Raw genomic sequence first — 25,780 nt, 5'->3', positions numbered from 1 at the left:
CACAAATCAGCGCGGCAAGAAGAGCCTGTTTTACCGCTCTTTTCAGGAGTTGCCAGGGATTTAAGCGTCCGAGAAAATGCTCAGGGCAAGGCGCATTGCCGAAGGCAGTACGAATAGTACGCCCAGGCAATGCAACGCCGCCATGGGCGTTTTATCGCGCGCTTAAACAGGCCACAATGGCGCCTCATCCATCAAGGCCACCTGTTCGCGCAACTCGAGGATGCGGTCCTGCCAGTAGCGCTGCGTGTTAAACCACGGGAAGGCGACGGGGAAGGCGGGATCGTCCCAGCGGCGCGCCAGCCAGGCCGAATAATGGATCAGGCGCAGGGTGCGCAGCGCTTCGACCAGGTACAGCTGGCGCGGGTCGAAATCGCAAAAATCCTCGTAACCGGCCAGGATGTCGCTCATCTGGCGCACCATGTCGCCCCGCTCGCCCGACAGCATCATCCACAGGTCCTGGATGGCCGGGCCCATGCGGCTGTCGTCGAAATCGACGAAATGGGGGCCCGCATCCGTCCACAGCACGTTGCCGCCATGGCAATCGCCATGCGTGCGCAGCACGGCCACGTCGCCCGCGCGGTCATAGCAGCGCTTGACGCCGTCGAGCGCCTGCTGCGCCACGCTGGAATACGCGGCCAGTAATTCGGGCGGCAAGAAATTACCTTCCAGCAAGAATTCGCGCGGCTCGACGCCGAACGTCTGGTGGTCGAGCGCCGGCCGCTCCTTGTAGGTGGACAGCGCGCCGACGGCGTGGATGCGGCCGATGAAGCGCCCTATCCATTCCAGGGTCGCCGGGTCGCCCAGCTCGGGCGCGCGGCCGCCGTGGCGGGGGAAGACGGCAAAGCGGAAACCCTGATACTGGTGCAGGGTGCTGCCGTTGATTTCCAGCGCCGGCACCACCTGGATTTCGCGCTCGACCAGTTCGGACACGAACGCGTGTTCTTCCAGGATGGCCGTATCGCTCCAGCGCGCGGGGCGGTAAAACTTGGCCACCAGGGGCGCGCTGTCTTCGATGCCGACCTGGTAGACGCGGTTTTCATAGCTGTTCAGGGCCAGCAGGCGGCCATCGCCGCGCAAGCCCACGCTGTCGAGGGCGTCGAGCACGCAATCGGGGCTCAGGGCGGAAAAAGGATGGACGGGCCGGTCGTCCTCGTGCGGCTGGTTTTCATTGTGCATAAGCGACATTGTAAGGCGCGCGCGGGCCGCCGGTGCAAACACTTCGGTGATGAAGCGCCGCAAGGCGTATACTGGCGGCTTACATTCAATACAAAGAGCAAGCCATGCAACTCGAACAGCCATTATCAGAAAAAGAATTCGACGAATTAGACCAATTCCTGTTGTCGGAGCGCTGCTCCGAAGACGCGATGACCATGGATATGCTGCACGGCTATCTGACGGCCGTCGCCATCGGCCCGGAACCGATCATGCCGGCCGAATGGTTGCCGCGCGTGTGGGGCGAAGATGCCGAAGATGCGCCGAAATTCAAGAACAGCAAGGAAGAAGAGCGCATCGTCAACCTGATCATGCGCTTCATGAACGAAGTGCTGGTGACGTTTGAAGTGGCGCCGAAGGAGTTCGAAGCCCTGTTCGTCGAACACGACTACGAAGGCCAGACCCTGATCGACGCCGAAGCCTGGTGCTGGGGCTTCTGGGACGGCATGGAACTGCGTCCTGGCTCGTGGAACGAGATCTGGGACTCCGAAGTGGCCGAACTGATGCAGCCTATCTACCTGCTGGGCGCCGACGAAATCAAGGAAGAAGAGCTGAAACTGGTGGAAGACCCGGTCAAGGCGCACAAGCTGGCGCAGGAACTGGAAGCGAACCTGCCGGCCATCCACCGTTTCTGGGTGCCGCGCCGCAAGGCACCGGTGCAAACCATGAAGCGCGAAGAGCCGAAAGTGGGCCGCAACGACGACTGCCCTTGCGGCAGCGGCAAGAAGTTCAAGAAATGCTGCGGCGCCGAGCCGGCAGCCGAGTAATCCGCAACAGCATCCCCTGATGCGCCGGCGTCCTGCCGGCGCAGCGCTGGCATTGGCCCCCGGGCTATAATCGCCGCATGAAACTCCCCGACCTGAACCTGCTCATCGCCCTCGATATCCTGCTCGAAGAAGGCAGCGCCGTGGCTGCCGCGCGGCGCATGAATTTGAGCGCGCCGGCCATGAGCCGCACCCTGGCGCGCATCCGCGACGCCATCGGCGACCCCGTCTTCGTGCGCTCCGGGCGCGGCCTGGCGCCCACCCCGCGCGCGCTGGAATTGCGCGAACAGGTGCGCGGCGTGGTGGAGCAGGCGCACGCCATCTTCACGTCCGGCCGCGAAGTGGACTTGCGCACCCTGGAACGCACCTTCAGCCTGTGCGCCAACGACGTGTTTGTCGGCGCCTACGGCGGCAAGCTGCGCGACCTGCTGGCCAGCCATGCGCCGCACACGGTGCTGCGCTTCGTGCCCGAAGGCGATGGCGCCACGGAAAACGACGCCTTGCACGCGGGCCGCGTCGACCTGTACATCAGCGCGCGGCGCGCCTTTGCACCCGACATCAAGCTGCAGCAGCTGTTTACCACCGGCTTTGTCGGCATCGCCCGCAGCGACCACCCGATCTTCGACGGCCCCGTCAACCTGGACAGCTTTACCGAATACGAACATATCAGCGTCTCGCGGCGCGGCCTGGCGCGCGGCCCCTTCGACACGGCCCTGGCGGAGCGGGGCTACACGCGCCGGGTTTCGCTGATCAGCCCCAACTTCCAGTCCGCCATCTTCGCCGTGGCCGATTCGCGCCTGCTGCTGCCGCTGATGCCCACGCCCCTGCTGGCCATCGTCGAGCGCCTGGGCTTGAGGCTGCGCACCTTCCAGCTGCCCATCCCCGTCGACAGCGTGGAAGTCTTCCAGGCCTGGCACCCGCGCCTCGACCACGACCATGCGCACCGCTGGCTGCGCCGCATGATCAAGCAGCTGTGCGGCAGCGCGCCGCCGGGCACCTGAATCATTGCGTCAGACGCAATTCAGACTTCATTAATTATCAATTTTCACAAGATTAACGGCTACCTATACTGCGTGGACTGATTCTCATCCACGGAGTTCCCTGTGTCCGCTGTACTGCTACCCGGCGCCGTCCCGACGCCGCCGCCTCCCCCTTCACCGCCCGCGCCCCCCGTTTTTGGCCTGCGCCTGGCCACGGGCCTGGCCGGCGTGCTGCTGGCCGTACTGGTGTCCGGCCTGAATGAAAACATCACCAAGGTCGCGCTGGCCGACATCCGCGGCGCCATGGGCATCGCGCGCGACGACGCCAGTTGGCTCGTCGCCCTGTATGCGGCCGCCTCGGTATCGGCCATGGCGTTCGCGCCGTGGTGCTCCGTCACCTTCTCGCTGCGGCGCCTGACGGCCGCCGCCATCCTCGTCTGCATGGCCGCCGGCGTGCTCTGTCCGTTCGCGCCGAACCTGTCCGTATTGATGTTCCTGCGCGTGGTGCAGGGCGCGGCCGGCGGCGCCCTGCCGCCCATGCTGATGACAGTGGCGCTGCGCTTCCTGCCGCCGAACATCAAGCTGTATGGACTGGGCGGCTATGCGCTGAGCGCCACCTTCGGTCCCAGCCTGGGCACGCCGCTGGCCGCCTTCTGGACGGAATACCTGGGCTGGCAATGGGCGTTCTGGCAAATCGTCCCGGGCAGCATCGTCGCCCTGCTGATGGTGTCCTGGGGCTTGCCGCAAGACCCGCTGCGCCTGGAGCGCTTGCGCCAGTTCGACTGGCGCGGCCTGCTGCTGGGCTTGCCCGCCATCAGCATGCTGGTGGTGGGATTGCTGCAGGGCGAGCGCCTCGCGTGGTTCGCCTCGCCGCTGATCTGCGTGCTGCTGGGCGGCGGCCTGCTGCTGCTCGTCTTGTTCTTCATCAACGAATGGTCGCATCCGCTGCCGTTTTTCAAGCTGCAGCTGCTGTCACGGCGCAACCTCAGCCACGCCCTGCTGACCCTGGGCGGCGTGCTGTTCGTGCTGCTGGCCGTGATCCTGATTCCCTCGTCCTACCTGGCGCAGGTGCACGCCTACCGTCCGCTGCAAACGGCGCCCGTGATGCTGATGGTGGCGCTGCCGCAATTGATCGCCCTGCCGCTCGTGGCTGCCCTGTGCAATATCCGCGCCGTCGACTGCCGCTGGGTGCTGGCCATCGGCCTGGCCCTGCTGGCCCTGTCCTGCGTGCTCGGCGCGCGCATGTCACCGGACTGGATCCGCACGCATTTCTACCTGCTGCAAGCGGTGCAGATCTTTGCGCAACCGATGGCCGTGATTCCCTTGCTGCTGCTGGCCACGACGGGCCTGGCGCCGCAGGATGGTCCTTTCGCCTCCGCCTGGTTCAACACCATCAAGGGCATGTCGGCCGTCGTCGCCACCGGCGTGCTCGATGCGCTGATCACGCGCCGCAACCACTTTCATTCGACGGTGCTCAGCGAACGCCTGGGCAACCTGCCGACCGGCGTGGACGTGGCGGGCCTGGGTGCGCGCATGCATGCGCAAGTCGTCACCCTGACCTCGTCCGACCTGTACCTCATTGTCGCCGCCATCGCGCTGGCCATGATCCTGATCATTCCCATCCTGCCGACGCGCGTCTATCCGCCGCGCGCAGCCTGATTTCCATTGTTACGAAAGAGCTTCACCATGCAAACACCCATACTGCGCTCACGCGCATTTCTTCTCGGCCTGGCCTTGCTGGCCTGCGCCCTCGCCTTTTGCGCCTGGCACCTGCTGTTCGCCCGTGGCGACGAACAAGCCACCGACGACGCCTTCGTCAGCGCCGACTACACCGTGCTTTCCCCCAAGGTGGGCGGCATCGTGCGGGAAGTGCTGGTGGAAGACAACCAGACTGTCAAGGCGGGTCAGCTGCTGGCGCGCATCGACGACCGCGATTACCAGGCCGCCGCCGCCTCGGCCCGCGCCGAAGTAGCCGGCGCCGAGGCGCAGCTGGACTATGCCCGCGCCACCCTGCAACGCCAGCAATCGGTGATCGAGCAAGCCACGACCTTGGTCGACGCCAACCAGGCGGAAGACAAACTGGCGCAGCAGGAGCTGGCCCGCTCGCAGCACCTGGCCGGCCAGGGCGCGGGCAGCGTGCAGAATGCGCAACAGGCGCAATCGCGCTTCGACGTGAGCCGCGCGCGCCTGGCGCAAAACCGCGCCGCCCTCGTCTCCACCCGCAAGCAGACGGACATTCTGCAGGCGCAGCAAGGCGCGGCCGAAGCGGCCCTGCTGCGCGCCCGCGCCAGCCTGCAACGGGCCGAACTTGATCTGTCGCATACGCAGCTGCGCGCCCCCATCGACGGCATCGTCGGACGCCGCGCCGTGCGCGTCGGCGCCCTGGTGGCTCCTAGCGCCAGCCTGATGGCCGTGGTGCCATTGAACCGCAGCTTCGTCGTCGCCAACCTGCAGGAAACCCAGCTGACCCACGTGCGCCAGGGCCAGCGAGCCAGCATCGCCGTCGATGCCTATCCGGGCATGCTCCTGCGCGGCACGGTGCACAGCATCGCGCCCGCCACGGGCGTCACGTTCGCCGCCATCGCGCCGGAAAACGCCACCGGCAACTTCACCAAGGTGGTACAGCGCATTCCCGTCAGGATCGCGCTCGATCCCGGCCAGGATGCCGACGCCCGCCTGCGCGTGGGCATGTCGGCCGAAGTGCGCATCGATACGGCCATGCGCCGTCAACAGCTGCAACAGGTGAGCGCGCGATGAAAGCACTGATACTCTTCACGGCCCTGGGCCTGGCCGGCTGCGGCAGCGTCGGCAGCGACTTCCAGCGCCCGCCCCATGATCTGGGACAGCAATGGCACCAGGCGGAAGATGCCCGTTTCGCCGCCAGCCTGGATGGCGCCATCGAACAGCGCTGGTGGGACAGCTTTGGCGACGCCACCCTGTCTTCCCTGCTGCAGCGCGCCGCCGGCGCCAACCTCGACGTGCTGGCGGCAGGCAGCCGCCTGGAACAGAGCCGCGCCGCGCGCGGCATGGCCGGCGCCGCGCAAGGCCCGTCCCTGGGCGCGAATGGCAGCTATGGCCGCGCGCGCAACAGCGAACAAGGCTTGAGCGACCCGTCGCGCCACAACGGCCAGTCCGCCTACAACCTGTGGCAAGGCAATCTCGATGCGGCCTGGGAACTGGACTTGTGGGGCCGCGTGCGGCGCGAAGTGGAAGCGGCCGACGCCAGGATCGACGTGGCCATGGAAACGCAGCGCGGCGTGCTGCTGGCCGTGCTGGCCGAGACGGCGCGCGACTACATCGAGTTGCGCGGCGCGCAGCAGACCTTGGCCATCACGCAGCAACTGCTCGATATCGCCCGCCATACCCTGGACCTGACGCGTATCCGCCTGCGCGAAGGCGCGGCGACGCAACTCGACGAGGCCGAGGCGGCAGCCCACGTGGCCACCATCGAAGCGCGCCTGCCGCCGCTGCAGCAGCGCGAAGCGCGCCTGGGCAATGCCCTCGCCCTCTTGCTGGCGCTGCCGCCGCAAGCCTTGCAGGCGGAACTGGCGGCGGGCAAGGACATTCCGGCCGTGGCCCTGCAGGTGCAGCTGGGCGTGCCGAGCAGCCTGGCCGAGCGGCGTCCCGACATTCGCCGCGCCGAGGCGCAGCTGCACGCGGCCACGGCCGCCATCGGCGTGGCGCAAGGCGACTTTTATCCGCGCATCACCTTGTCGGGCAGCATCGGCCTGCAGGCGATGCAGCTGTCCGACATCGGCTGGGACGCCAAGCGCTTCGCCTTCGGCCCCGGTTTCAGCGTGCCCCTGTTCGATGGCGGCCGCCTGCGCGGCAACCTGCAATTGCGCGAAGCGCAGCAGCAGGAAGCGGCCATCGCCTACCGCCAGACAGTGCTGGCCGCCTGGCACGAGGTGGAAGACGCGCTCTCTGGCTACCAGGCCAACGCCCGCCGCCAGGCCAGCCTCGATGAAGCCGTCAAACAGGGACGCCGGGCGCTGGGCAGCGCGGAACTGCAGTACCGCCAGGGCGGCACGGACCTGATCAACGTGCTGCATGTGCAAAACACGCTGTTGAACAACGAAGCGGCGCTGGTCGACAGCCGCGCCACCGCTTCGCTGTCGCTGGTCCAGGTCTACAAGGCGCTGGGCGGCGGCTGGCAGGCATTTTCAACCACCTCGCAAGGAAGCACGCCATGAAACCGAATCCCGCACATTTTTCCATCCACGACGTCAGCGACTTTCCCGTCGTGCGCTTTCGCCCTGAAACGGCCGTCACCGGCTATGCCCCGCTGTGGGAAAACGACATGGACGCCCTGCTGCGCCATGGCGTACCGTTCGTCATGCTGTTCGAAGAGGAACGCGGCGATGAAGCGCACATCGACCGCAAGCGGCGCGGCCTGTGGCTCAAGCACAACAAGGCAGAGCTGGCCGCCCTGTGCCGGGGCCTGGTGTCGGTCGAGGCGGACGCGAAACAGCGCGCGCGCCTGCAGGCGATGGCGGCCGGCGCCATGAAGGCGTTCGGCATCCTGCAGGAGGTGGCGGCCACGCGCGAACAGGCCGATGCGCTGATGGTGTGGCTGCTGGGCAGCGGCCAGATGGCGCGGCCGCGCACGGCGGATGTGTGGTGAGTGAGTAAGTGAGTAAGTCGCTCAGGCGGCCCTGCGCACGGCGCTTCTGGCAGGGATGACGCACACGTCGCCATCGCTGCTGGTGGCCGTCGTCAGGGCAATGCCGTACAGCGCGGCCAGGGCGGGCACGGCGCCGGCATCGCTGGCGAGGTCGGCGACCAGCTGGCCCGAACGCACCAGCAGCAGGCGCTCGAAGCCCAGCAAGGCGTGGTTGATATCGTGCAGGATGGCGACGACGGCGTGGCCGCGCGCGGCGCAAAACTGCTGCAGGCTGTCGAGCAAATCGAACTGCAGGCCGGGATCGAGCGCCGCCAGCGGTTCGTCGACGAGTATCAAGCCATCGTGTACATCCCACATCTGCGCAAAGATGCGCGCCAGCTGCACCCGCGCCTGCTCGCCGCCGGACAGGGTGTCCAGGCGACGCCCCAGCAAATGCGCGGCGTGCGCCAGTGCGGCCGCGTCCTGCACAATCTGTTCCAATTGCGGGTCGACCAGGCGCGCCACCCGCCCCAGGCCGATCACCAGCTCGCACTGCAGTCCGAAGGCCACGTTCGAGCCTTGCGGCAGGACGGCGCGGCGCCGGGCCAGTTCGGCCAGCGGCCACTGCGCCAGCGGCCGGCCCGCGAACGCCACCTGGCCCGCCTGCGGAGGCAGTTCGCGCGCCATCAATTTGAGCAGGGTCGACTTGCCCGCGCCGCTGGGACCGAGGATGGCGATGCGCTCGCCCGGCGCTACCCGCACATGGAAGGGGCCGAAATATTGCTGGCCCAGTTGCGTGGTGGCGAAGGAGAGTTCCAGCAGGGGCGTCATGGGCATCCTTTCAGGCGGTGCCGTGGCGGAAGCGCCGCAACAGCATCAGGAAAAATGGCCCGCCCAGCAAGGCCGTGAAAATGCCGACGGGGACTTCCGCCGGAATGGCCACCGTGCGCGCCAGGGTGTCGGCCAACAGCAGCAGCAAGCCTCCCATCAGCATCGCCAGCGGCAATACCTTGCGCTGGTCGGCGCCCAGCCAGGTGCGCACCAGATGCGGCGCGATCAGGCCGATGAAGCCGATGCCGCCGCACCAGGCGACGGCAAAACCCGTCAGCACGGCCACCAGCACGATCACCTGCGTGCGCAGCCGGCCCACGTCGATGCCCACGTGCAGCGCCTGCGCCTCGCCCAGCGCCAGCGCATTCAATGAGCGCATCAGGAAGCGCGTGGCCCACAGCGCGCCGGCCAGCACCACCAGCAAGGCCGCCACCTGGCGCCAGCTGCCGGCCGACAGCGATCCCAATGTCCAGAAAATCAGGGTGCGCAACTGGTCGTCGCTGGCCAGGTAGATGCACAGGCCCATGACGGCCACCGTGATGGCGTTCAGCGCCACGCCCGTCAGCAGCAGGCCGACGATGGAGCCGGGCGTGGCCCAGCGGGCGACCCGGTCGAGCAGCACGCAAATGAGCATGGCGCCTGCGAACGCGGCGGCCGGCAGCAGCCACACGCGCAGCTCGGGCGCCACGTGCAGGCTGGCGGCAAAGACGATGGTGGCAGCGCCCGCGCAGGCGGCGCCGCTGCTCACGCCCAGCAGGCCCGGATCGGCCAGCGGATTACGGAACAGACCTTGCGTCAAGCCGCCAGCCAGCGCCAGCGCGGCGCCGATCAGGATGGCAAACAGGGCGCGCGGCAGGCGGATATGCCACAGCACATACGCGCCGCCGGACAGCGCCTCGTCGCCAGCCTGCAAGGGCGCGAGCCAGTCGGCCAGCGCCACCGGCACGGCGCCCGCCTGCACGGCGATGAGCAAGCCGCACGCCAGGGCGGCGGCCAGCAGCCCGCCAGCGCCCCAGCGCGGCCAGCGCCAGGGAGCGACGGACGCCAGGGAGGCCACGTTCATGCGGCCATGGCTTTGGCAAACGCTGCATCGAGTTCGGCCAGCGCCTGCGGCATGCGCGGGCCAAAGCCCAGCAGCAGCATGGCTTCCAGCGAGACGATGCGGTGCTTGCGCCCGGCCGGCGTCTGCGCCAGCCCTGGCAGTTTCAAGATGCCGTCCACGCCACCCGAGGCCTTCAAGCCCTGGTCCGTGACGAGCACCAGGTCGGGCCGCGCGGCGATCACGGCTTCCGGCGTGAGCGGCTTGTAGCCGGCAAATCCGCCCAGCCCGCCCATCACGTTGACGGCGCCCGCATACGCCAGCATGGCGTCGGCGCCCGTCTCGCGCCCGCCCACCATCACCTGGTTCGGCGCATGGGCGAGGATGAACAGCACGCGCACCGGGGCATGACTGCGCTGGCGCACCTTGCCCAGGACGCCGTCCCACTGCTGTTGCAAGGCTTGCGCCAGGCGCGCGGCGGGGTCGGCGCGTCCCGTGATCTGGCCCACCTGTTTTACCCGTTCGAGCAAGCCTTCGAATCTGTTATTCGCATTCAGTACCGCCACCGGCACGCCCGCGTCGCGCACCTGCCGCAGCACCGTTTGCGGCCCCGCCTCCTCGGTGGCGATCAGCTGCGTGGGCGCCAGCGACAGCACGCCCTCGGCCGACAAGGTGCGCGCATAACCGACCTGCGGCAGCTGCTGCGCCACGGCCGGATACAGCGAAGTGGTATCGACGCCCACCAGTTCGCCCTGCGCCTCGAGCGCGTAGACGATTTCCGTCAGGGCGCCGCCCACGCTGACGATGCGCCGCGCCTTGACAAGCGGCTTGCCGGCGTCGCTGACGGCCGCCAGCACCTGCATCGGCGCGGCCAGAGCCAGGGCTCCCGCCCCCATTTTTTTCAGCGCGATGCGGCGCGCCACGCTGGCGGCGATCATGCGGCGCATAGTTCACCCTCCTGCAGCACGCGCTCGACGACGTTGCGCCATTCGCACAGTTCATGCACGCCCGGCTTGCGTTCGCCGAAGAACATGACGATGGTGTCGCCCTTGGCGTCGAACAGTTCCACCGACGTTACCAGCCCGTCGACCGTGGGCTTTTTGACCACCCAGGCGCTGGCGATATGGTCTTCGCGCAAATGCAGGTTGAAGCGCGTATCGAGGACATTGATCCACGGCCCCATCACGGCGATCTTGTGCACGGGCCCCGAATGGATCTGGATCATGCCCGCATTGCCGACGAAGGCCATGATGGCGACTTTTTCGAGGGCGGCGCTGTTGAGCAGGTCGAGCACGCAGGATTTGTCGAGCTGCTGCACGAAGCGCGCCTCGGCCAGGCGCAGGCCCTGCAGGCGCGAGACCGAATATTTTTTCAGCAAGGTGAAAAATTCATGCGTGTCGCGCAAATCGGCCCAGGCGGCGCGAAAGCCGGCCACGTCGATCTGCGCGTCGGGCAGTTCGGCCGGCGGCGCAGCCGGCGCCGTCACGGCGATGCCTGCCGCCTGGTCCGCGTCGGCAAAATGCGCGACCAGCGCGTCATAGGCGGCCAGGTCGCTTTGCGGCTTCATGAAAATCTTGTGCACGGCATGGCCGGCAGCATCGAAAAATTGCAGGCTGCGCTGCACTTCCTTCCCGCCCCCTTTTTCGCTCACCTCGCGCACGGCAAAGCCATGCGCCCACTGGCGGTAAAACACGCGCAAGTCGATGTCGCCACCGAGCACCAGGCCCACGTGGTTGTTGTGACTGGCTTTTCGATAGACACCCGTCTTTTCATGCACGCACGAAGCGTTGCGCGTCAGCGCCATGACTTCGCCCAGCGGTTCCAGCGCGGCGATGATGGCGGGCCAGTCGGCCTGCAGGCGCTCGGCGCCCAGCAAGGCGCCATCGGCCGGCGACAAGCCGGCATGCGCGGCGATCAGCTCGCCTTCGGAAATGGCCAGTTCCTCGGCGATGTCGCGGTGGCGGGCTTTTTTCTCGCGGCGCAGGCGGGCAAATTCGCTGGCGACCAGCTCGGTGTTGCAAATAGGGGGCATGCTCGTCACGGTGTCTCCTTTCAAGGCGAACACTGGCTGGCATAGGCTGGCTGGTGGTGGGGGAATCTTGAAGTTAATTATAAATGAGAATCATTCGCAATCAAGGCTTATTTATGTGAAAAAAAATACGCGCAAAAAAAAGCGCCGCGACAGGAAACCCGTCGCAGCGCAAAGGAGACCGATCGATACGACTGATCAGTGTTGAGAAAATGTCAGCGTTGAACTCAGGCGCTGGCCTGTACCGCCGGCATGGATGCCGGTTTCGCCGCCGGGCGCTGCGCCAGCAATACCACGGCGGCCAGGACCATGGCGCCGCCCAGCAATTGCGTGCCGCTGACGGATTCCTTCAGCAGGGTCACGCCGAACGCCATCGTGATGACGGGTTCGAACGTGGAAATGATGGATGCCTTGGCCGCGCCGATTTGCGCCACGCCGGCAAAGAAGGCGGCAATCGCGATGGCCGTCGAAAACAGGGCGATGGCGCTGACGGCCAGCCAGCCCGTCGCCGTGCCCGGCAAGGACACGCCTTGCCACAAGGCAATCGCGCTGTTCGACAGGCCCGCCGTTCCCAGGATCACCACGCAAGCGGCCAATGGGTGAATATTCTCGCGGCTTTTCGACAAGCTGTTGCCAAACAGAATGTACACGGCGTACACGCCGGCGGCCATCAAGGCCAGGGCGATGCCGATGGGCTGGCCCTGCAGCTTGCCGCCCAGGGTGATGGCCATGCCGGAAATCGCCAGCGCCATCAGCACCAGCATGCGGCGGTCCAGCTTTTCCCAGCCCAGCGCCAGCGCCAGGATCGTCACCAGCACAGGATACACATACAGCAACATGCCGCACAGGCCGCTGCTGGCATACATGAGGGCATTGAAATAGCCTTGCGACTGTGCCGTGTACATCAAGCCCATCAGCATGTAGCCGGCCAGCAGGCGGCCGCGCGGCAAGCGCCAGCCGCCCAGCCACACGAGCGGCAGCAACAGCATGGCGGCGATAACGAAACGCAAGGCCAGCATGGTCGACGGGTTGACCCCGGACGCATACGCCGCCTTGGCAAACACTGCGGAACTGCCGAAACCGGCGGCCGACAGCAACACCAGCGCAACAGCGCGGCGATCAGACATGACTAAACCTCTTTGAGTACGCCAGGGCAAACCTGCTGCGCGTCGCGCTTTGCGGCCTGCGATGCTCACCGTACTGAAGTACGGTTGCGCTTCTCAGCCACAAATCACTGCCGCTCGCGACGGTTTTCCCAGGCGTTGTAAATATTAATGCCAAGCAAGGCTGGAAGGTGATGCGTGCGTGAAATACATGCGTGAATCCTATTGCGGGTCACTTCACGCATAGACGGCATCATATTCGCTTGCGCAAAATGAAACAAACCAATATTCTTCACGGATAGGCCGAATATTACTGAGGCTCAATTCACTTGAAGAGTGCCATGTCACGTCCCTTGCCCCCGCTCGCCGCCCTGCACGCCTTCGAGGCGGCTGCCCGCCATGAAGGCTTCCAGCGCGCGGGCGAAGAATTGCACGTCTCGGCCGGCGCCATCGGCCACCACGTAAAACAGCTGGAAGCGTGGCTGGGCATCGTGCTGTTCCAGCGCATGCCGCGCGGCGTGGTGCTCACCAGCGCCGGGCAGCGCTATGCGGCCTCGCTGGGGCCGATCCTTAACCAGCTGGCCGACGTCTCCGAGCAGGCGCGGCGCCAGGGCGACGACAAGGTGGTGACGGTGACGGCCACCAGTTCGCTCGTCTCGCGCTGGCTGATGCCGCGCCTGGGCCGCCTGCGCGACCGCTATCCGCAGATCGAACTGCGCGTGCTGGCCTCGATGCACCCGGTCGACCTGGCGCGCGATGGCGTGGACGTGGCCATCCGCCTGGGTCCGGGCCGCTATCCTGGCTTGAAAGTCGATTTATTGATGGAAGAATGGTTTTCCGCCGTCTGCAGCCCCGATTTCCGCGCCAACGCGGCCAGCCTGCGCCAGCCCGCCGACCTGCTGCGCTACCCGCTGCTGCACGACGAACCGGAAGTGCACCTGCCCGGCGAAATCGACTGGACGCGCTGGCTGCACAGCTGCGGCGTGCATTACAGCGGCAATAGCGGTAACAGCGGCGCGCGCTTTTCGCACACGTATCTATGCCTGGACGCGGCCGCCAGCGGCCAGGGCGTGGCCATCGCCGCCAGCCCCCTGATCGGCGACGATTTGCGCTCGGGCCGCCTGGTGCGCGTGTTCGAGCACGCCGTGCGCGGCCCCCACTGCTATTACTTGCTGCGCTCGCCCCAGGCGGAAACGCGGCCCCTCGTGCACGCCTTCTGCGAATGGCTGATCGCCGAGGCGCGCGCCGACCAGGAAACCGTCTGGCCCACCGTGGAGACAGCATGACGAGCACGGAACTGGCGCGCAGCGCCCGATTTATTCTCCAGCATGAATATGAACACGCCAAGGTGACGGCGGCCGATGGCCGGCAAGCCAGCCTGGGCGAGTTCTATGGCGACCCGGCCGTGGCCTTGATCGATATCAATGAGCAATGGTGCGCCGTGGCGGGCGAAGGATTGGTGCTGTGCCGGCTGGAGCAGCCGTTCGGCCAGTGCGCGGCATATTTCCGCGAACCTGGCGAGACAGTGTGGATCACGGGATTGCGGCAAACGGGACCGTTTGCGCTGCAGTGGCAAGGCGAGGATGGCGCTTGGTCTACCTTTGACTTGGATACGATGTAACAGATCCTTCGCGACGCCTCGCAAAACCGTAGCGAGCGGAAGGGAGAGGTGGCTGAGAAGCGTAACCGTACTCAAGTACGGTGAGCATCGCAGGCCGCCTATACCGACGCGCAGTAGGTTTTGCGAGGCGTCATCACATTACAGCTTGATGAAGTGTTCGCGGTAGTACTTCAGCTCTTCGATCGACTCGAGGATATCGGCCAGCGCCGTGTGCTTCTGGTGCTTCTTGAAACCGGTGGCGATTTCCGGCTTCCAGCGCTTGCACAGCTCTTTCAATGTTGATACGTCAACATTACGATAGTGGAAGAACGCTTCCAGCTTCGGCATGCCGCGCACCATGAAGCGGCGGTCCTGGCCGATGGTGTTGCCGCACATGGGCGACTTGCCAGCTGGCACGTATTTCTTCAGGAACGCGATCAATTCCGCTTCCGCCTGCGCTTCCGTCACGGTCGACGCCTTGACCTTGTCGATCAGGCCCGAGCGGCCGTGCGTGCCCTTGTTCCATGCATCCATCTTGTTCAGGGTTTCATCCGATTGATGAATCACAAACACGGGGCCTTCGGCCAGCAGGTTCAAGTGCATGTCCGTCACCACCACCGCCACCTCGATGATGCGGTCGGTATCGGGCTCCAGGCCCGTCATTTCCATGTCAACCCAGACCAGATTCATCTCATTGGGACGTGCCGGCACGGCGGGTGCGGGGGTGGATGCAGTTAAGTCGGTCGCTTGTGACATAATTCTCTCTTGGCCTAATCAAACTAAATAAATAATCAGCCATTTTCTCACAGGCACAGAATGTATTCACTCGCGTTTTCGATTTTGTTTGTATCCGTCCTCGTTTTGACCCTGGCCGTGCGCTTCTGGCTCGCTTCGCGGCAGATTCGCCACGTGCTGGCCCACCGCGCCGCCGTGCCCGCCGAATTTGCGGAAAAGATTCCGCTGGCCGCGCACCAGAAGGCGGCCGACTACACGGTGGCGAAGACCAAGTTCGGCTTGCTGACCCTGCTGGTCAACTATGCCGTGCTGATCGGTTTTACCTTGCTGGGCGGCCTGCAATGGCTGGCGCTGCACCTGAATGAATGGATGGGCTCTGGCTCGCCCATGCTGTACCAGATCGGCCTGATCGCCGCCTTTGCCGCCATTTCCGGCCTGATCGACCTGCCCTTCGATTATTACCGCCAGTTTGTGCTGGAACAACGTTTCGGCTTCAACACCATGGCGCGCAAGCTGTTCTTCACGGACATGCTCAAGGGCGTGGGCCTGGGCGCCGTCATCGGGCTGCCGCTGATCTGGGTCGTGCTGACCCTGATGGCCAAGTCGGGCGGCCTGTGGTGGCTGTACGCGTGGTTCGTCTGGAGCGGCTTCCAGTTGCTGATGATGGTGCTGTTTCCCACCGTCATCGCCCCCCTGTTCAATAAATTCACGCCGCTGGCCGACGAAGCGCTGAAAAGCCGCATCGAAGGCTTGATGCAGCGCGTGGGTTTCGCCTCGAAAGGCTTGTTCGTCATGGATGGCTCGAAGCGCAGCGCCCATGGCAATGCGTATTTCTCGGGCTTTGGCGCCAACAAGCGCATCGTTTTCTTCGACACCTTGCTGTCGCGCCTGGCGCCGCAGGAAATCGAAGCCGTGCTGGCGCATGAACTGGGCCACTTCAAGCTCAAGCACATCGTCAAGCGCATCGCCATGATGTTCGTCATTTCGCTGGGCTTTTTGGCGCTGCTGGGCTTCCTGAAGACGCAACCATGGTTTTACGCGGGCCTGGGCGTCGACCCCGTCGCCCTGGCCCTGACGGGCCAGCCGACGGATGCGCTGGCGCTGCTGCTGTTCATGCTGGCCTTGCCCGTCTTCACTTTCCTGCTAGGACCCTTGACCTCGCTCAGCTCGCGCAAGCATGAATTCGAAGCCGACGCCTTTGCCGCCACGCACACGCAGGCGGACGACCTGGTCTCGGCGCTCGTCAAAATGTATGAAGACAATGCGTCAACCCTGACGCCCGACCCGCTGCACTCGGCCTTCTACGATAGCCACCCGCCGGCCAGCGTGCGCATCCGCCACCTGAAAGGGGCTACGACATGAATACGCCATCGACTTCGCAAGACCTGGCCCAACTGTCCTGCACGCCGCGCCAGCAGGCGCTGGGCGACACGGACATTGCCACCCTGCACGCCCTGCTGCCGCAATGGAGCTTGCAAAATGGCAAGCTGTGCCGCGACTTCGGCTTCAAGAATTACTACCAGACCCTGGCGTTCGTGAACGCCCTGGCCTATATGACCCATACGCAAGACCACCATCCGGAGCTCATCATTACTTACAAAACCTGCGCCGTGCGCTACGACACGCACTCGGTCAACCAGGGCGCCGGCGGCCTGTCCGAAAACGACTTCATCTGCGCCGCCAAGGCCGACCTCATCTACCAGAGCAGCCAGGTGGCCCCATGAGCGAAAGCAAGTTGACGGGCATCATCATCGCCGCCCACGGCCGCCACTACCTGGCCGACGTGGACGGCGCCAAGCTGCAATGCGTAACGCGCGGCAAGAAAACCAATGTGGCCGTGGGCGACATCGTGCACCTGACGCGCACATCCAACGACCAGGCCGTCATCGACCGCATCGAGGAACGCAAGACCCTGCTGTACCGCTCGGACCAGTACAAATCGAAGTTGCTGGCCGCCAACCTGACGCAGCTGTTCATCGTCGTGGCGACGGAACCGGGCTTTGCCGACGACCTGATCTCGCGCTCGCTGGTGGCGGCCGACGCGGCCGGCATCGAGGCGCGCATCATCCTCAACAAGACGGACGTGACGGCTTCGCTGGAGCGCGCCCGCGAACGCCTGCTGCCGTATTCCTCGATGGGCTATCCCGTCGATGAAGTGTCGGCGCGCGCCGAACCGGAGCACGCGGTGGCCACCCTGGCGCCCCTGCTGGCGGGGCAGTCGTCGATCCTCATCGGCCAGTCGGGCATGGGCAAGTCGTCATTGATCAACCTGCTGGTGCCGGACGCCGACATCGCCGTGCGCGAAATCTCGGCCGCGCTCGACACGGGCAAGCACACGACGACCTTTACGCGCCTGTACAAGCTCGACGAGCTGGGCGCAAACAGCTCCATCATCGATTCGCCCGGCTTCCAGGAATTCGGCCTGTACCACTTGTCCGAGGGCATGCTGGAGCGGGCCTTCCGCGAATTCCAGCCCTACCTGGGCGGTTGCAAGTTCTATAACTGCCGCCACCTGATCGAACCGCAATGCGCCATCCTGCAAGCCTTGTCTGAAGGCAAGATCGCCAAGATGCGCCATACCCTGTACGGCCAGCTGCTGCACGAATCGGCGCAAACGCTGTATTAAACGCCCGCCGCAACGCAAAAATAGCGACAGAAAACCTGGGCTGGCAAAATTTAATTTTGCCGCCGAGTTCGCTTTCCACGTTTAATCCCAAAACTGTTCATCCGCCGTTTTATGCATTTCAGCGCGTAAAAGCGGCCTTCCATCGCTTGCCGCTGGCGATGCAAGGCCGCGTTTGTTAACTTGACACCAGTCCCTGCCGGAAACCTGCCAGCGACCACACGATCTAACTCCAATCAAACCAGCCATCCTGATCGAAGGTGAATGTCATGCATACCAAACGCGTCCTCCCCCTTCTCGCCGCCCTCTTCGCCCTGGCCGGCGGCACCGCCCAGGCCCAGACGGCCATTGCCCCGCAAAGCACCGACAGCGTGCGTGTCACCTCCGGCGCCGCCTATCACGTCACGGCCCAGGAAGCCTTTGCCATCGAACAGCAATACCGCCTGTCAAACGGGCAACGCCTGGAAATCCACCAGCAGGAAAACCATTTCTTTGGCCGCCTGATCGATGACCGCGAATGGCAGAAAAAGGCCAGCGTGCAAATCTATCCCACCGGTCCCGGCCAGTTTGTCAGCAAAAAGGGCGCGACCTTCGTCTTCAGCAACGATGGCGAGCGCGAGCATGTGACGATCGATGACGCCCAGCTCCTGCCCGGCTTGCATGTGAGCGCCGACATGCGCAGCGCCAGCAACGGCGGCATCCGCGTGGTGTCGCGCTAGGCGCCTGCCCCCCATCGAACGCCGAGGGCAAATCGCCCCCGCCTGTGCCGCCATGCACGATGAATAATTCTGACTGGCGCACTGAACAATTCCCCGCAATGCAGCTTACAATGCCATCAAGATGGCCTGTGCGGTCGCAGGTTGGCGCCACTGTTTGCGGGGAGAATGCTTGAATGGAAATGTTCGCGCTCGAACATGACGTAGCGCAGTGGGAAAACGCATTGCTGCCGTTGCGCGGCGCCGGGCGCGTACCGCTGCTGTTGTTGCTGTCCTGGCATTTGCGCCAGCGCGATTGCCTTCGAGCAACTCAGCTGAGCGAGGAAGCTTATCTGCTGCTGCCGCTGGCGGGCCTGGAACCGGCCGCACTGGAACAGGCGCAGGCGCGTCTGCAACTGGTGCAGGCAGAGGTTGCATGGCTGCAAGGTGCGCTCGATACGGCGGAAAGCCTGGCCATGGCCGCGCACGCTATCCTGTGCGCGCATGGCGACGGCGCCGCCTGCGCCGATGCCCACTGGCTGTTGTCCTCGATTGCCGTCGACCGGGGCGACCATGCCCGCTGCGATGCGGAACTGCTGGCCGCGGCCGAACAAGCGCGCGGCGCCGGCGATGCGATGCGCGCCAGCCTGGCCGACGCGGCCACGGCGCGCTGGGCCGTGCTGCGCGATGCGCCAGCCGCACAGGCGCGCTGGGGCAACCGCTTCCAGGCCGACAGCGCCAGCGGCAAGCTGCCCGCGCCGCTGGCCGCCTGGGTGCATGACTTCCGTGGCTTGTTGGCGCACACCTCGCGCGACCTGGGCGCGGCCGCCGGCCACTATATGCAAAGCTACGAGGCGGCGCTGGAAAGCGGCCAGCTGCGCGGCGCCATCACGGCCGCCATCAATATCGGCGACTGTTTCGCCAGCCTCAACGACAACGAATCGGCCCTGGAGTGGATGCAGTGCGCGCTGGACCTGGCGCGCCCCACCGGCTGGCCGCGCAGCATCGGCGCCTGCCAGACGCATACGGCCGAAACCATGCGCAAGCTGGGCCGCCTGGCCGCGGCCGAAGACTTGCTGCGCCAGGCGCTGCTCATCCTGGCGCCCGTGGCTGGCGCACGCACCTATGCCAACGCCCTGTTCCACCTGGGCGAACTGAGCCTGGACAAGGGCGACTACGACACGGCGCTCGACGCCTTCAGCCGGCTGGCGCAACGCGCCGAAGCGCTGGGCCAGGCCGATTTCCGTAGCATGGCGCAGCGCGGCAGCGCCCACGCGCTGTCCTACCTGGACCGCCCGGACGAGGCGCTGCAGGCGGCCGAGCGGGCTTGCCAGCTGGCCACCGCGCAGGGCGACGCCATGCACCAGGTGGCGGCGCTGCGCGTCTTGTCGATGTTGCATGCGCGCCATGAGTTGCCGCCGCCCGCGGACATGCTGGAACGCAATCCCGCCCTGCATTTCCTGCACCAGGCGCTGCAGGTGGCAGCTTCCATCGACGGCTATTCGCCGCCCGGCGAACTGCTCGATGCACTGGCGCGCGAATACGCGCATGCGGGCGATTATGCGCGCGCCTACGATATCGCCCTCGATGCGGGCATGGCGCGCGAAAAAAGCCACACCCAGCAAGCGAGCAACCGCGCCACCGCCATGCAGGTCTACCACCAGACGGAACATGCGCGCTCGGAAGGCTATCACCACCGCGAACTGGCCGCCTCCGAAGCGCGCCGCGCCGAAGTGCTGCAACAGACCAGCGACACCCTGGAACGGCTGTCGGCCATCGGCCAGGAAATCACCACCCACCTCGACGCCAGCGCCGTGTTCCAGGTGCTCGACCGCCACGTGCATGCCTTGCTGCCAGTCAACACCTTTGCCGTCTACATGCTCGACGCCGCAGGCACGGCGCTGCGCCGCGCACATGGCATGGAGGCGGGCCGGCCCCTGTCCGACAACGCCATTCCACTGAGCAATCCCCGCGCCTACTCCGTGCGCTGTCTGCTGGGCCGGCGCGAAGTGTATATCGACCAGGTACCGCCGCGCCGCCACGCCTACACCGTACCCGGCACCCTGCATAACCAGAGCGTGCTGTACGTGCCGCTGATGGTGGGCGAGCGCGTGCTCGGCGTGATGACGGTGCAGGCCTGCCACGCCAACGCATATGGCGAACGCGAGCGGCTGATCTTCCGCACCCTGTGCGCGTATGGCGCCATCGCGCTCGACAACGCCAGCGCCTACCGGCAATTGCAAGATGCCCAGGCGCAACTGGTATCGCAGGAAAAACTGGCCGCCCTCGGTTCGCTGATGGCCGGCGTGGCGCATGAACTGAATACCCCGATCGGCAACAGTCTGTTGATCGCCAGCACCATGCAGCAAAAGACGGAAGACGTGGAACGCCTGATGAACGGTCCCGGCCTGCGCCGCTCTGACCTGGCCGCCTTCATCGACGATGCGGGCAAGGCGTCGGCGCTGGTGATGCGCGGCCTGCGCAGCGCGGCCGACCTGGTCAACAGCTTCAAGCAGGTGGCCGTCGACCGCACCACCGAGCAGCGGCGCCGCTTTGACTTGCAACAAGTAAGCAATGAAATCATCGCCACCGTCATGAACCGCATCCGCAGTTCGGGCCACCGCATCGAAATGGAGATAGCCTTCGGCATCGCCATGGACAGCTATCCCGGCCCGTTCGGCCAGGTGATCACCAATCTGATCAACAATGCCCTGCTGCACGCCTTCGCCCCCGCACCCAACGATGGCGGCGTCGGCACGGGCTGCATGCGCCTGTCCGCCACGGCGGACGCGGCGCGCGTGCGGATCGTCTTCGAAGACAATGGCGGCGGCATCGCGGAGCAGCATTTGTCGCGCATCTTCGACCCCTTCTTTACTACCAAGCTGGGCCAGGGGGGCAGCGGCCTGGGTTTGTCGATCAGCTACAACATCGTCACGGCCCTGCTGGGCGGCACCATCCAGGTGGCCAGCAGCCCCGCCGGCACGCGCTTCACGCTGGACTTGCCGCTGGTGGCGCCCCAGCTGGACGGCGCCGCGCCCGCCAGCATCTATTAATCCACCACCCCGTTGCCCGGGCGCAGGCTTGCCTATACAAGTACGCGCCCGGGCAGTCTTTCCAATCTAAAAGCAAAACCCTTATAATTGAACGGCTGAAGTACTTGCCATTGCATTATTTTCAACTTGGCAAACCGCATCGTACCGCGCGACAGGCGTCGCGCTGGCACCGATCAACACAGCAGCGCGCCGGGCGAGGCAGTCATCAGACGAGATGTTGTACGCTGATGCAACCCGGCGGGAAAGGCACGCCGCCGGCGGCCTGCGCATCTTCAAGTGGTCATTATGTCGACAAAAAAACCGATCAAGCACTACCTCCAGTTCTCCGATTTCACGTTGGAAGAGTACGAATATGTGATCGAACGCGCCCATCTGATCAAGCGCAAGTTCAAGAACTACGAAATCTACCATCCACTGATCGACCGCACCCTGGTGATGGTCTTTGAAAAGAACTCGACCCGCACGCGCCTGTCGTTCGAAGCGGGCATGCACCAGCTGGGCGGCGCCGCCATCTACCTGAACACGCGCGATTCCCAGCTGGGCCGCGGCGAGCCGGTGGAAGACGCAGGCCAGGTCATGTCGCGCATGTGCGACATCATCATGGTGCGCACGTTCGGCCAGGAAATCATCGAGCGCTTCGCCGCCAATTCGCGCGTGCCGGTGATCAACGGCCTGACCAATGAACACCACCCGTGCCAGGTCTTTGCCGACATCTTCACCTACATCGAACACCGCGGCTCGATCGCCGGCAAGGTGGTCGCCTGGATCGGCGACGCCAACAACATGCTGTACTCGTGGCTGCAAGCGGCCGAAGTGTTCGGCTTCCATGTGAACGTGTCGACGCCGAAGGGTTACGACATTGACCTGGCGCAAGTCAAGACGGAGCGCTACACCTTCTTCGCCAATCCATCGGACGCCTGCGAAGGCGCGCACCTGGTCAACACGGACGTGTGGACCAGCATGGGTTACGAAGCGGAAAACGCGGCCCGCATCGCCGCCTTCGACGGCTGGATCGTCGATGGCGCGAAGATGGCCCGCGCCGCGCCCGACGCCCTGTTCATGCACTGCCTGCCCGCCCACCGCGGCGAGGAAGTGGCCGCCGAAGTGATCGACGGCCCGCAATCGGTGGTGTGGGACGAGGCGGAAAACCGCTTGCACGTGCAAAAAGCGCTGATCGAATACCTGTTACTCGGTAAAATCAACTAATTCGCCAGGCACTGCATAGCTCCTGGCAGCATCGCAATACATACATCGACAACGACAACTGGAAGCAATATGAGCGACATTAAAAAAGTAGTCCTGGCCTATTCCGGCGGACTCGACACCTCCGTCATCCTGAAATGGCTGCAAGATAACTACCAGTGCGAAATCGTCACTTTCACGGCCGACCTGGGCCAGGGCGAAGAACTGGAACCGGCGCGTGCCAAGGCCATCAAGTTCGGCATCAAGCCGGAAAACATCCATATCGAAGATGTCCGCGAAGAATTCGTGCGCGATTTCGTCTTCCCGATGTTCCGCGCCAACACCGTGTATGAAGGCGAATACCTGCTGGGCACCTCGATCGCCCGTCCGCTGATCGCCAAGCGCCTGATCGAAATCGCCAACGCCACCGGCGCCGACGCCATCTCGCACGGCGCGACCGGCAAGGGCAACGACCAGGTGCGTTTCGAGCTGGGCGCCTACGCGCTGAAGCCAGGCGTGAAAATCATCGCCCCATGGCGCGAATGGGATCTGCTGTCGCGCGAAAAACTGCTGAAGTACGCGGAAGACGCCGGCATCGAAATCGACATGAAGCACAAGAACGGCGGCGCGCCGTACTCGATGGATGCCAACTTGCTGCACATCAGCTTTGAAGGCCGCCACCTGGAAAACCCGAGCGCCGAAGCGGAAGAAACCATGTGGCGCTGGACCGTCAGCCCTGAAAAGGCGCCGGACGAAGCGGAATACCTGGACATCGAATACGAAAAAGGCGATATCGTCGCCATCAACGGCGTGCGCATGTCGCCTGCCACCGTGCTGGCCGAACTGAACAAAGTTGGCGGCAAGCATGGCGTGGGACGCCTGGACCTGGTGGAAAACCGCTACGTCGGCATGAAGTCGCGCGGCTGCTATGAAACCCCGGGCGGCACTATCATGCTGAAAGCCCACCGCGCCATCGAATCGATCACCCTGGACCGCGAAGTTGCCCATCTGAAAGATGACCTGATGCCGCGCTACGCGTCGATGATCTACAACGGCTACTGGTGGGCGCCCGAGCGCGTTGCCCTGCAAACCCTGATCGACCACACGCAGGAAACCGTGAACGGCTGGGTACGCATCAAGCTGTACAAGGGCAATGTCATCGTCGTGTCGCGCGATTCGAAAACGGATTCGCTGTTCGACATGAACATCGCCACCTTCGACGAAGACGGCGGCGCCTACAACCAGGCCGACGCCGGCGGCTTCATCAAGCTGAACGCCTTGCGCATGCGCATCGCCGCCATCGCCCGCGAAAAGCGCGGCCAGAAGTAATTAGTTACTGGGAGGCACTACCTCCCGCGCCCGCCAAAAGCCGCCTCCGGGCGGCTTTTTTACGTTTGAAACGCACTCGGCAGCGATTTACCGCCCCGCGCGTACCCAGATCGCCCCCATTTTGCTGTCCTCATGGCAAAATGCTACAGTGCAATTGTGCTGACCTTCCCGCTTCCGGAGCCCTCCCATGTTCAAAGACCTGAGTATCAAGAATAAACTGTACCTGGGCTTCGGCTCCATCGTGGCCATCATCCTGATCCTGCTGGGCGTGGCCTACAACAGCTTTTCGCGGCTGTCGGAAGCCAATGCATGGGACCGGCACACGATGGAAGTGCTGGTCGAGATCGACAAGATTCACAATTCCATCCTGCAAATCCAGGTGGAAGCGCGCGGTTTCATCCTGACCGGCAACGAAGCTTCGCTGACGCCGGAAACCGATGAAACAGGGGTGCTGAGCCAGCACACGCAAAAAGCCATCAGCATGACGGTGGACAACAAGGTGCAATCGGAACGCTTCCGCAAGATCGACCAGCTGAGCAGCACCTGGGTCAAGGAGTGGATCACCCCCCTGATCGAGAAACGCCGCGCGCTGGGCAATGCGCCGGGCGCCACGGAAACGGTGGCGCGCCTGCTTCCGCCGGCCGGCTCGCCCGGCATCGTGCAAGCCAACAAACTGCTCGACGAAGCCGCCGCCGAAGAAAACCGCTTGCTGGCCGAGCGCACGGCCACGTCAAGTCGCCTGCAGGAAACCATGCTGCTGACCTTGGCGCTGGGCGGCGTGCTGTGCGTGGTGCTGGCGCTGGGCATTTCCTTCATCCTGGCCAAGGCCATCCTCGGCCCGCTGAACAGCCTGACGGACGCCGTCGGGCGCATCGCCGGCGGCGAGCAAGGCGCACGCGCCGCCATCATTTCGCGCGACGAGCTGGGCAAGGTGACGGAAGAGTTCAACCGCATGGCGCAAACCATCCAGGACAACCAGGCCAATGAACTGGCCGCCACGAATAGCCTGCGCGCCAAGGTCGATTCCCTGCTGGAAGTGGTGTCGAAGGCGGCCTCGGGCGACCTGACGGGCAAGGTCGGCATCACGGGCAACGACGCCATCGGCCAGCTGGGCAACGGCCTGGCGAAGATGTTTGAAAACCTGCGCAGCCTGCTCAACAATGTGCAAAAGGCCGGCATCCAGGTGACGACCTCCGCCACGGAAATCGCCGCCTCGGCGCGCCAGCAGGAAGCCACGGGTATTGAGCAAGCGCAAACCAGCGTGGAAATTCTCAGCACCACCAAGGAAATCTCGGCCAACACGAGCCAGTTGCTGAAAACCATGGAAGACGCCACCGCCGTGGCCGACTACACGACGAATGCCACGGCCGAAGCGCAAAACAACCTCAAGCGCATGGATTCGACCATGCAGCACATGGTCTCGGCCACCGATTCCATCAACGCCAAGCTGGCGGCCCTGTCGGAAAAAGCCAGCAATATCAATAGCGTACTGATCACCATCACGAAAGTAGCCGACCAGACCAACATCCTGTCGCTGAACGCCGCCATCGAGGCGGAAAAAGCGGGCGAAGCGGGCCGCGGCTTTTCCGTCGTGGCGACGGAAATCCGCCGCCTGGCCGACCAGACGTCCGTCTCCACCTGGGATATCGAGCAAATGCTCAAGGAAATGCAGTCGGCCGTGTCCGCCAGCGTGATGGGCATGGATAAATTCTCGGAAGAAATTCGCCGCAGCGTGGGCGAGGTACGCCAAGTGGCGGAACAATTGTCGTCCGTGATGGACCAGGTGCAAAAACTCACGCCGCAATTCGATGCCGTGCTGCAAGGCATGCAGTCGCAGGCGATCGGCGCGTCGCAAATTTCCGACACCATGATGCAGCTCAACGACGCCACGCAACAGACGGTGGAGTCGCTGAAGGCCACCAGCGAAGCGGTGCACCAGTTGCAATATGCGGCGGGCGACCTGCAGTCGAGCGTGTCGACCTTCGCCGTCACCATCTGATCC

Annotated in this window: 23 protein-coding genes; 16 read left to right on the top strand and 7 right to left on the bottom strand. The window is 64.6% G+C overall.

The features are described from left to right. Positions 1-162: 162 nt before the first annotated feature. On the bottom strand, positions 163-1,176 hold the full coding sequence (locus tag O0879_RS22740; protein WP_289907409.1) for a serine/threonine protein kinase: 1,014 nt from the start codon (positions 1,174-1,176) through the stop codon (positions 163-165). A 104-nt stretch (positions 1,177-1,280) separates the two neighbouring features. Here O0879_RS22740 and O0879_RS22735 point away from each other — a divergent pair, with 104 nt between their 5' ends. From O0879_RS22735 to O0879_RS22710, 6 genes are all read left to right on the top strand, one after another. After that, positions 1,281-1,979 (top strand): UPF0149 family protein, encoded by a 699-nt coding sequence (locus O0879_RS22735; RefSeq protein ID WP_034785080.1) that lies wholly within the window; start codon positions 1,281-1,283, stop codon positions 1,977-1,979. Between the two features lie 77 nt (positions 1,980-2,056). After that, on the top strand, positions 2,057-2,977 hold the full coding sequence (locus O0879_RS22730) for a LysR family transcriptional regulator (protein ID WP_289918887.1): 921 nt from the start codon (positions 2,057-2,059) through the stop codon (positions 2,975-2,977). Between the two features lie 102 nt (positions 2,978-3,079). After that, the gene (locus O0879_RS22725) at positions 3,080-4,615 is read left to right on the top strand and encodes an MFS transporter (RefSeq protein WP_289918885.1); all 1,536 of its coding nucleotides are present in this window, start codon (positions 3,080-3,082) and stop codon (positions 4,613-4,615) included. A gap of 27 nt (positions 4,616-4,642) precedes the next feature. After that, positions 4,643-5,713 carry an HlyD family secretion protein gene (locus O0879_RS22720; RefSeq protein WP_289918882.1) on the top strand — a complete coding sequence of 357 codons (1,071 nt, stop codon included), beginning with the start codon at positions 4,643-4,645 and terminating at the stop codon, positions 5,711-5,713. Then, on the top strand, positions 5,710-7,149 hold the full coding sequence (locus O0879_RS22715; RefSeq protein WP_289918881.1) for an efflux transporter outer membrane subunit: 1,440 nt from the start codon (positions 5,710-5,712) through the stop codon (positions 7,147-7,149). The genes O0879_RS22720 and O0879_RS22715 overlap by 4 nt, the downstream gene beginning before the upstream one ends. After that, on the top strand, positions 7,146-7,580 hold the full coding sequence (locus tag O0879_RS22710; protein ID WP_289918880.1) for a hypothetical protein: 435 nt from the start codon (positions 7,146-7,148) through the stop codon (positions 7,578-7,580). Before O0879_RS22715 ends, O0879_RS22710 begins: the two co-directional genes overlap by 4 nt. Before the next feature lie 21 nt (positions 7,581-7,601). Here O0879_RS22710 and O0879_RS22705 read toward each other — a convergent pair whose 3' ends face one another. The 5 genes from O0879_RS22705 to O0879_RS22685 form a co-directional block, all read right to left on the bottom strand. Further along, positions 7,602-8,390, bottom strand: coding sequence for an ATP-binding cassette domain-containing protein (locus O0879_RS22705; RefSeq protein ID WP_289918879.1), 789 nt, complete (start codon positions 8,388-8,390; stop codon positions 7,602-7,604). 10 nt (positions 8,391-8,400) lie between these two features. After that, positions 8,401-9,453 carry an iron ABC transporter permease gene (locus O0879_RS22700; protein WP_289918878.1) on the bottom strand — a complete coding sequence of 351 codons (1,053 nt, stop codon included), beginning with the start codon at positions 9,451-9,453 and terminating at the stop codon, positions 8,401-8,403. Then, a complete protein-coding gene (locus tag O0879_RS22695) occupies positions 9,450-10,376 on the bottom strand; it encodes an ABC transporter substrate-binding protein (RefSeq protein ID WP_289918877.1) in 927 nt (308 codons plus the stop codon). The genes O0879_RS22700 and O0879_RS22695 overlap by 4 nt, the downstream gene beginning before the upstream one ends. Then, complete coding sequence (locus O0879_RS22690; protein ID WP_289919212.1) at positions 10,364-11,461, bottom strand: ChuX/HutX family heme-like substrate-binding protein; 1,098 nt, start codon at positions 11,459-11,461, stop codon at positions 10,364-10,366. The genes O0879_RS22695 and O0879_RS22690 overlap by 13 nt, the downstream gene beginning before the upstream one ends. Before the next feature lie 224 nt (positions 11,462-11,685). Then, positions 11,686-12,585 carry a DMT family transporter gene (locus O0879_RS22685; protein WP_289918876.1) on the bottom strand — a complete coding sequence of 300 codons (900 nt, stop codon included), beginning with the start codon at positions 12,583-12,585 and terminating at the stop codon, positions 11,686-11,688. 317 nt (positions 12,586-12,902) lie between these two features. Here O0879_RS22685 and gcvA point away from each other — a divergent pair, with 317 nt between their 5' ends. Both gcvA and O0879_RS22675 read left to right on the top strand, forming a co-directional pair. Beyond that, complete coding sequence (gene gcvA, locus O0879_RS22680; protein ID WP_099665012.1) at positions 12,903-13,847, top strand: transcriptional regulator GcvA; 945 nt, start codon at positions 12,903-12,905, stop codon at positions 13,845-13,847. Further along, positions 13,844-14,182: a hypothetical protein gene (locus O0879_RS22675; RefSeq protein WP_289918875.1), complete on the top strand. Its 339-nt coding sequence runs from the start codon at positions 13,844-13,846 to the stop codon at positions 14,180-14,182. Before gcvA ends, O0879_RS22675 begins: the two co-directional genes overlap by 4 nt. A 138-nt stretch (positions 14,183-14,320) precedes the next feature. Here the strand turns inward: O0879_RS22675 and orn are convergent, their stop codons facing one another. After that, the gene (orn, locus tag O0879_RS22670) at positions 14,321-14,917 is read right to left on the bottom strand and encodes an oligoribonuclease (protein WP_170846480.1); all 597 of its coding nucleotides are present in this window, start codon (positions 14,915-14,917) and stop codon (positions 14,321-14,323) included. A gap of 60 nt (positions 14,918-14,977) precedes the next feature. On the opposite strand from orn, the gene O0879_RS22665 reads away from it, so the two are divergent. The 8 genes from O0879_RS22665 to O0879_RS22630 all read left to right on the top strand — a co-directional run bounded on the left by O0879_RS22665 (position 14,978) and on the right by O0879_RS22630 (position 25,777). Next, entirely contained in the window at positions 14,978-16,258 is a 1,281-nt protein-coding gene (locus O0879_RS22665; RefSeq protein WP_289918874.1) for a M48 family metallopeptidase, read from the top strand. Then, a complete protein-coding gene (locus O0879_RS22660) occupies positions 16,255-16,620 on the top strand; it encodes a 4a-hydroxytetrahydrobiopterin dehydratase (RefSeq protein WP_289912210.1) in 366 nt (121 codons plus the stop codon). The genes O0879_RS22665 and O0879_RS22660 overlap by 4 nt, the downstream gene beginning before the upstream one ends. After that, complete coding sequence (gene rsgA / locus O0879_RS22655; protein ID WP_289899344.1) at positions 16,617-17,522, top strand: ribosome small subunit-dependent GTPase A; 906 nt, start codon at positions 16,617-16,619, stop codon at positions 17,520-17,522. Before O0879_RS22660 ends, rsgA begins: the two co-directional genes overlap by 4 nt. A 266-nt stretch (positions 17,523-17,788) precedes the next feature. Beyond that, a complete protein-coding gene (locus O0879_RS22650) occupies positions 17,789-18,238 on the top strand; it encodes a hypothetical protein (protein WP_289918873.1) in 450 nt (149 codons plus the stop codon). Between the two features lie 179 nt (positions 18,239-18,417). Then, on the top strand, positions 18,418-21,267 hold the full coding sequence (locus tag O0879_RS22645; RefSeq protein WP_289918872.1) for an ATP-binding protein: 2,850 nt from the start codon (positions 18,418-18,420) through the stop codon (positions 21,265-21,267). Between the two features lie 285 nt (positions 21,268-21,552). Next, positions 21,553-22,473, top strand: coding sequence for an ornithine carbamoyltransferase (gene argF, locus O0879_RS22640; RefSeq protein WP_077401165.1), 921 nt, complete (start codon positions 21,553-21,555; stop codon positions 22,471-22,473). Positions 22,474-22,542: 69 nt separating this feature from the next. Continuing rightward, entirely contained in the window at positions 22,543-23,778 is a 1,236-nt protein-coding gene (locus O0879_RS22635) for an argininosuccinate synthase (protein WP_034759383.1), read from the top strand. Between the two features lie 187 nt (positions 23,779-23,965). Continuing rightward, positions 23,966-25,777, top strand: a complete 1,812-nt coding sequence (locus O0879_RS22630) for a methyl-accepting chemotaxis protein (protein WP_289912213.1) — start codon at positions 23,966-23,968, stop codon at positions 25,775-25,777. Positions 25,778-25,780: the final 3 nt, after the last annotated feature.

The sequence above is a fragment of the Janthinobacterium sp. SUN120 genome (assembly GCF_030397735.1).
In the GTDB taxonomy this organism is placed as follows: domain Bacteria; phylum Pseudomonadota; class Gammaproteobacteria; order Burkholderiales; family Burkholderiaceae_D; genus Janthinobacterium; species Janthinobacterium kumbetense.
This window is presented reverse-complemented; position numbering and strand designations above follow the sequence as displayed.

Coding starts and splice junctions, on each gene's coding strand:
- O0879_RS22675 (WP_289918875.1), top strand. CDS start 13,844: ATGACGAGCACGGAACTGGCGCGCAGCGCCCGATTTATTCTCCAGCAT.
- O0879_RS22730 (WP_289918887.1), top strand. CDS start 2,057: ATGAAACTCCCCGACCTGAACCTGCTCATCGCCCTCGATATCCTGCTC.
- O0879_RS22715 (WP_289918881.1), top strand. CDS start 5,710: ATGAAAGCACTGATACTCTTCACGGCCCTGGGCCTGGCCGGCTGCGGC.
- O0879_RS22705 (WP_289918879.1), bottom strand. CDS start 8,390: ATGACGCCCCTGCTGGAACTCTCCTTCGCCACCACGCAACTGGGCCAG.
- O0879_RS22690 (WP_289919212.1), bottom strand. CDS start 11,461: ATGCCCCCTATTTGCAACACCGAGCTGGTCGCCAGCGAATTTGCCCGC.
- orn (WP_170846480.1), bottom strand. CDS start 14,917: ATGTCACAAGCGACCGACTTAACTGCATCCACCCCCGCACCCGCCGTG.
- O0879_RS22685 (WP_289918876.1), bottom strand. CDS start 12,585: ATGTCTGATCGCCGCGCTGTTGCGCTGGTGTTGCTGTCGGCCGCCGGT.
- rsgA (WP_289899344.1), top strand. CDS start 16,617: ATGAGCGAAAGCAAGTTGACGGGCATCATCATCGCCGCCCACGGCCGC.
- O0879_RS22660 (WP_289912210.1), top strand. CDS start 16,255: ATGAATACGCCATCGACTTCGCAAGACCTGGCCCAACTGTCCTGCACG.
- O0879_RS22740 (WP_289907409.1), bottom strand. CDS start 1,176: ATGCACAATGAAAACCAGCCGCACGAGGACGACCGGCCCGTCCATCCT.
- O0879_RS22710 (WP_289918880.1), top strand. CDS start 7,146: ATGAAACCGAATCCCGCACATTTTTCCATCCACGACGTCAGCGACTTT.
- O0879_RS22695 (WP_289918877.1), bottom strand. CDS start 10,376: ATGCGCCGCATGATCGCCGCCAGCGTGGCGCGCCGCATCGCGCTGAAA.
- O0879_RS22735 (WP_034785080.1), top strand. CDS start 1,281: ATGCAACTCGAACAGCCATTATCAGAAAAAGAATTCGACGAATTAGAC.
- argF (WP_077401165.1), top strand. CDS start 21,553: ATGTCGACAAAAAAACCGATCAAGCACTACCTCCAGTTCTCCGATTTC.
- O0879_RS22645 (WP_289918872.1), top strand. CDS start 18,418: ATGTTCGCGCTCGAACATGACGTAGCGCAGTGGGAAAACGCATTGCTG.
- O0879_RS22700 (WP_289918878.1), bottom strand. CDS start 9,453: ATGAACGTGGCCTCCCTGGCGTCCGTCGCTCCCTGGCGCTGGCCGCGC.
- O0879_RS22635 (WP_034759383.1), top strand. CDS start 22,543: ATGAGCGACATTAAAAAAGTAGTCCTGGCCTATTCCGGCGGACTCGAC.
- gcvA (WP_099665012.1), top strand. CDS start 12,903: ATGTCACGTCCCTTGCCCCCGCTCGCCGCCCTGCACGCCTTCGAGGCG.
- O0879_RS22650 (WP_289918873.1), top strand. CDS start 17,789: ATGCATACCAAACGCGTCCTCCCCCTTCTCGCCGCCCTCTTCGCCCTG.
- O0879_RS22720 (WP_289918882.1), top strand. CDS start 4,643: ATGCAAACACCCATACTGCGCTCACGCGCATTTCTTCTCGGCCTGGCC.
- O0879_RS22630 (WP_289912213.1), top strand. CDS start 23,966: ATGTTCAAAGACCTGAGTATCAAGAATAAACTGTACCTGGGCTTCGGC.
- O0879_RS22665 (WP_289918874.1), top strand. CDS start 14,978: ATGTATTCACTCGCGTTTTCGATTTTGTTTGTATCCGTCCTCGTTTTG.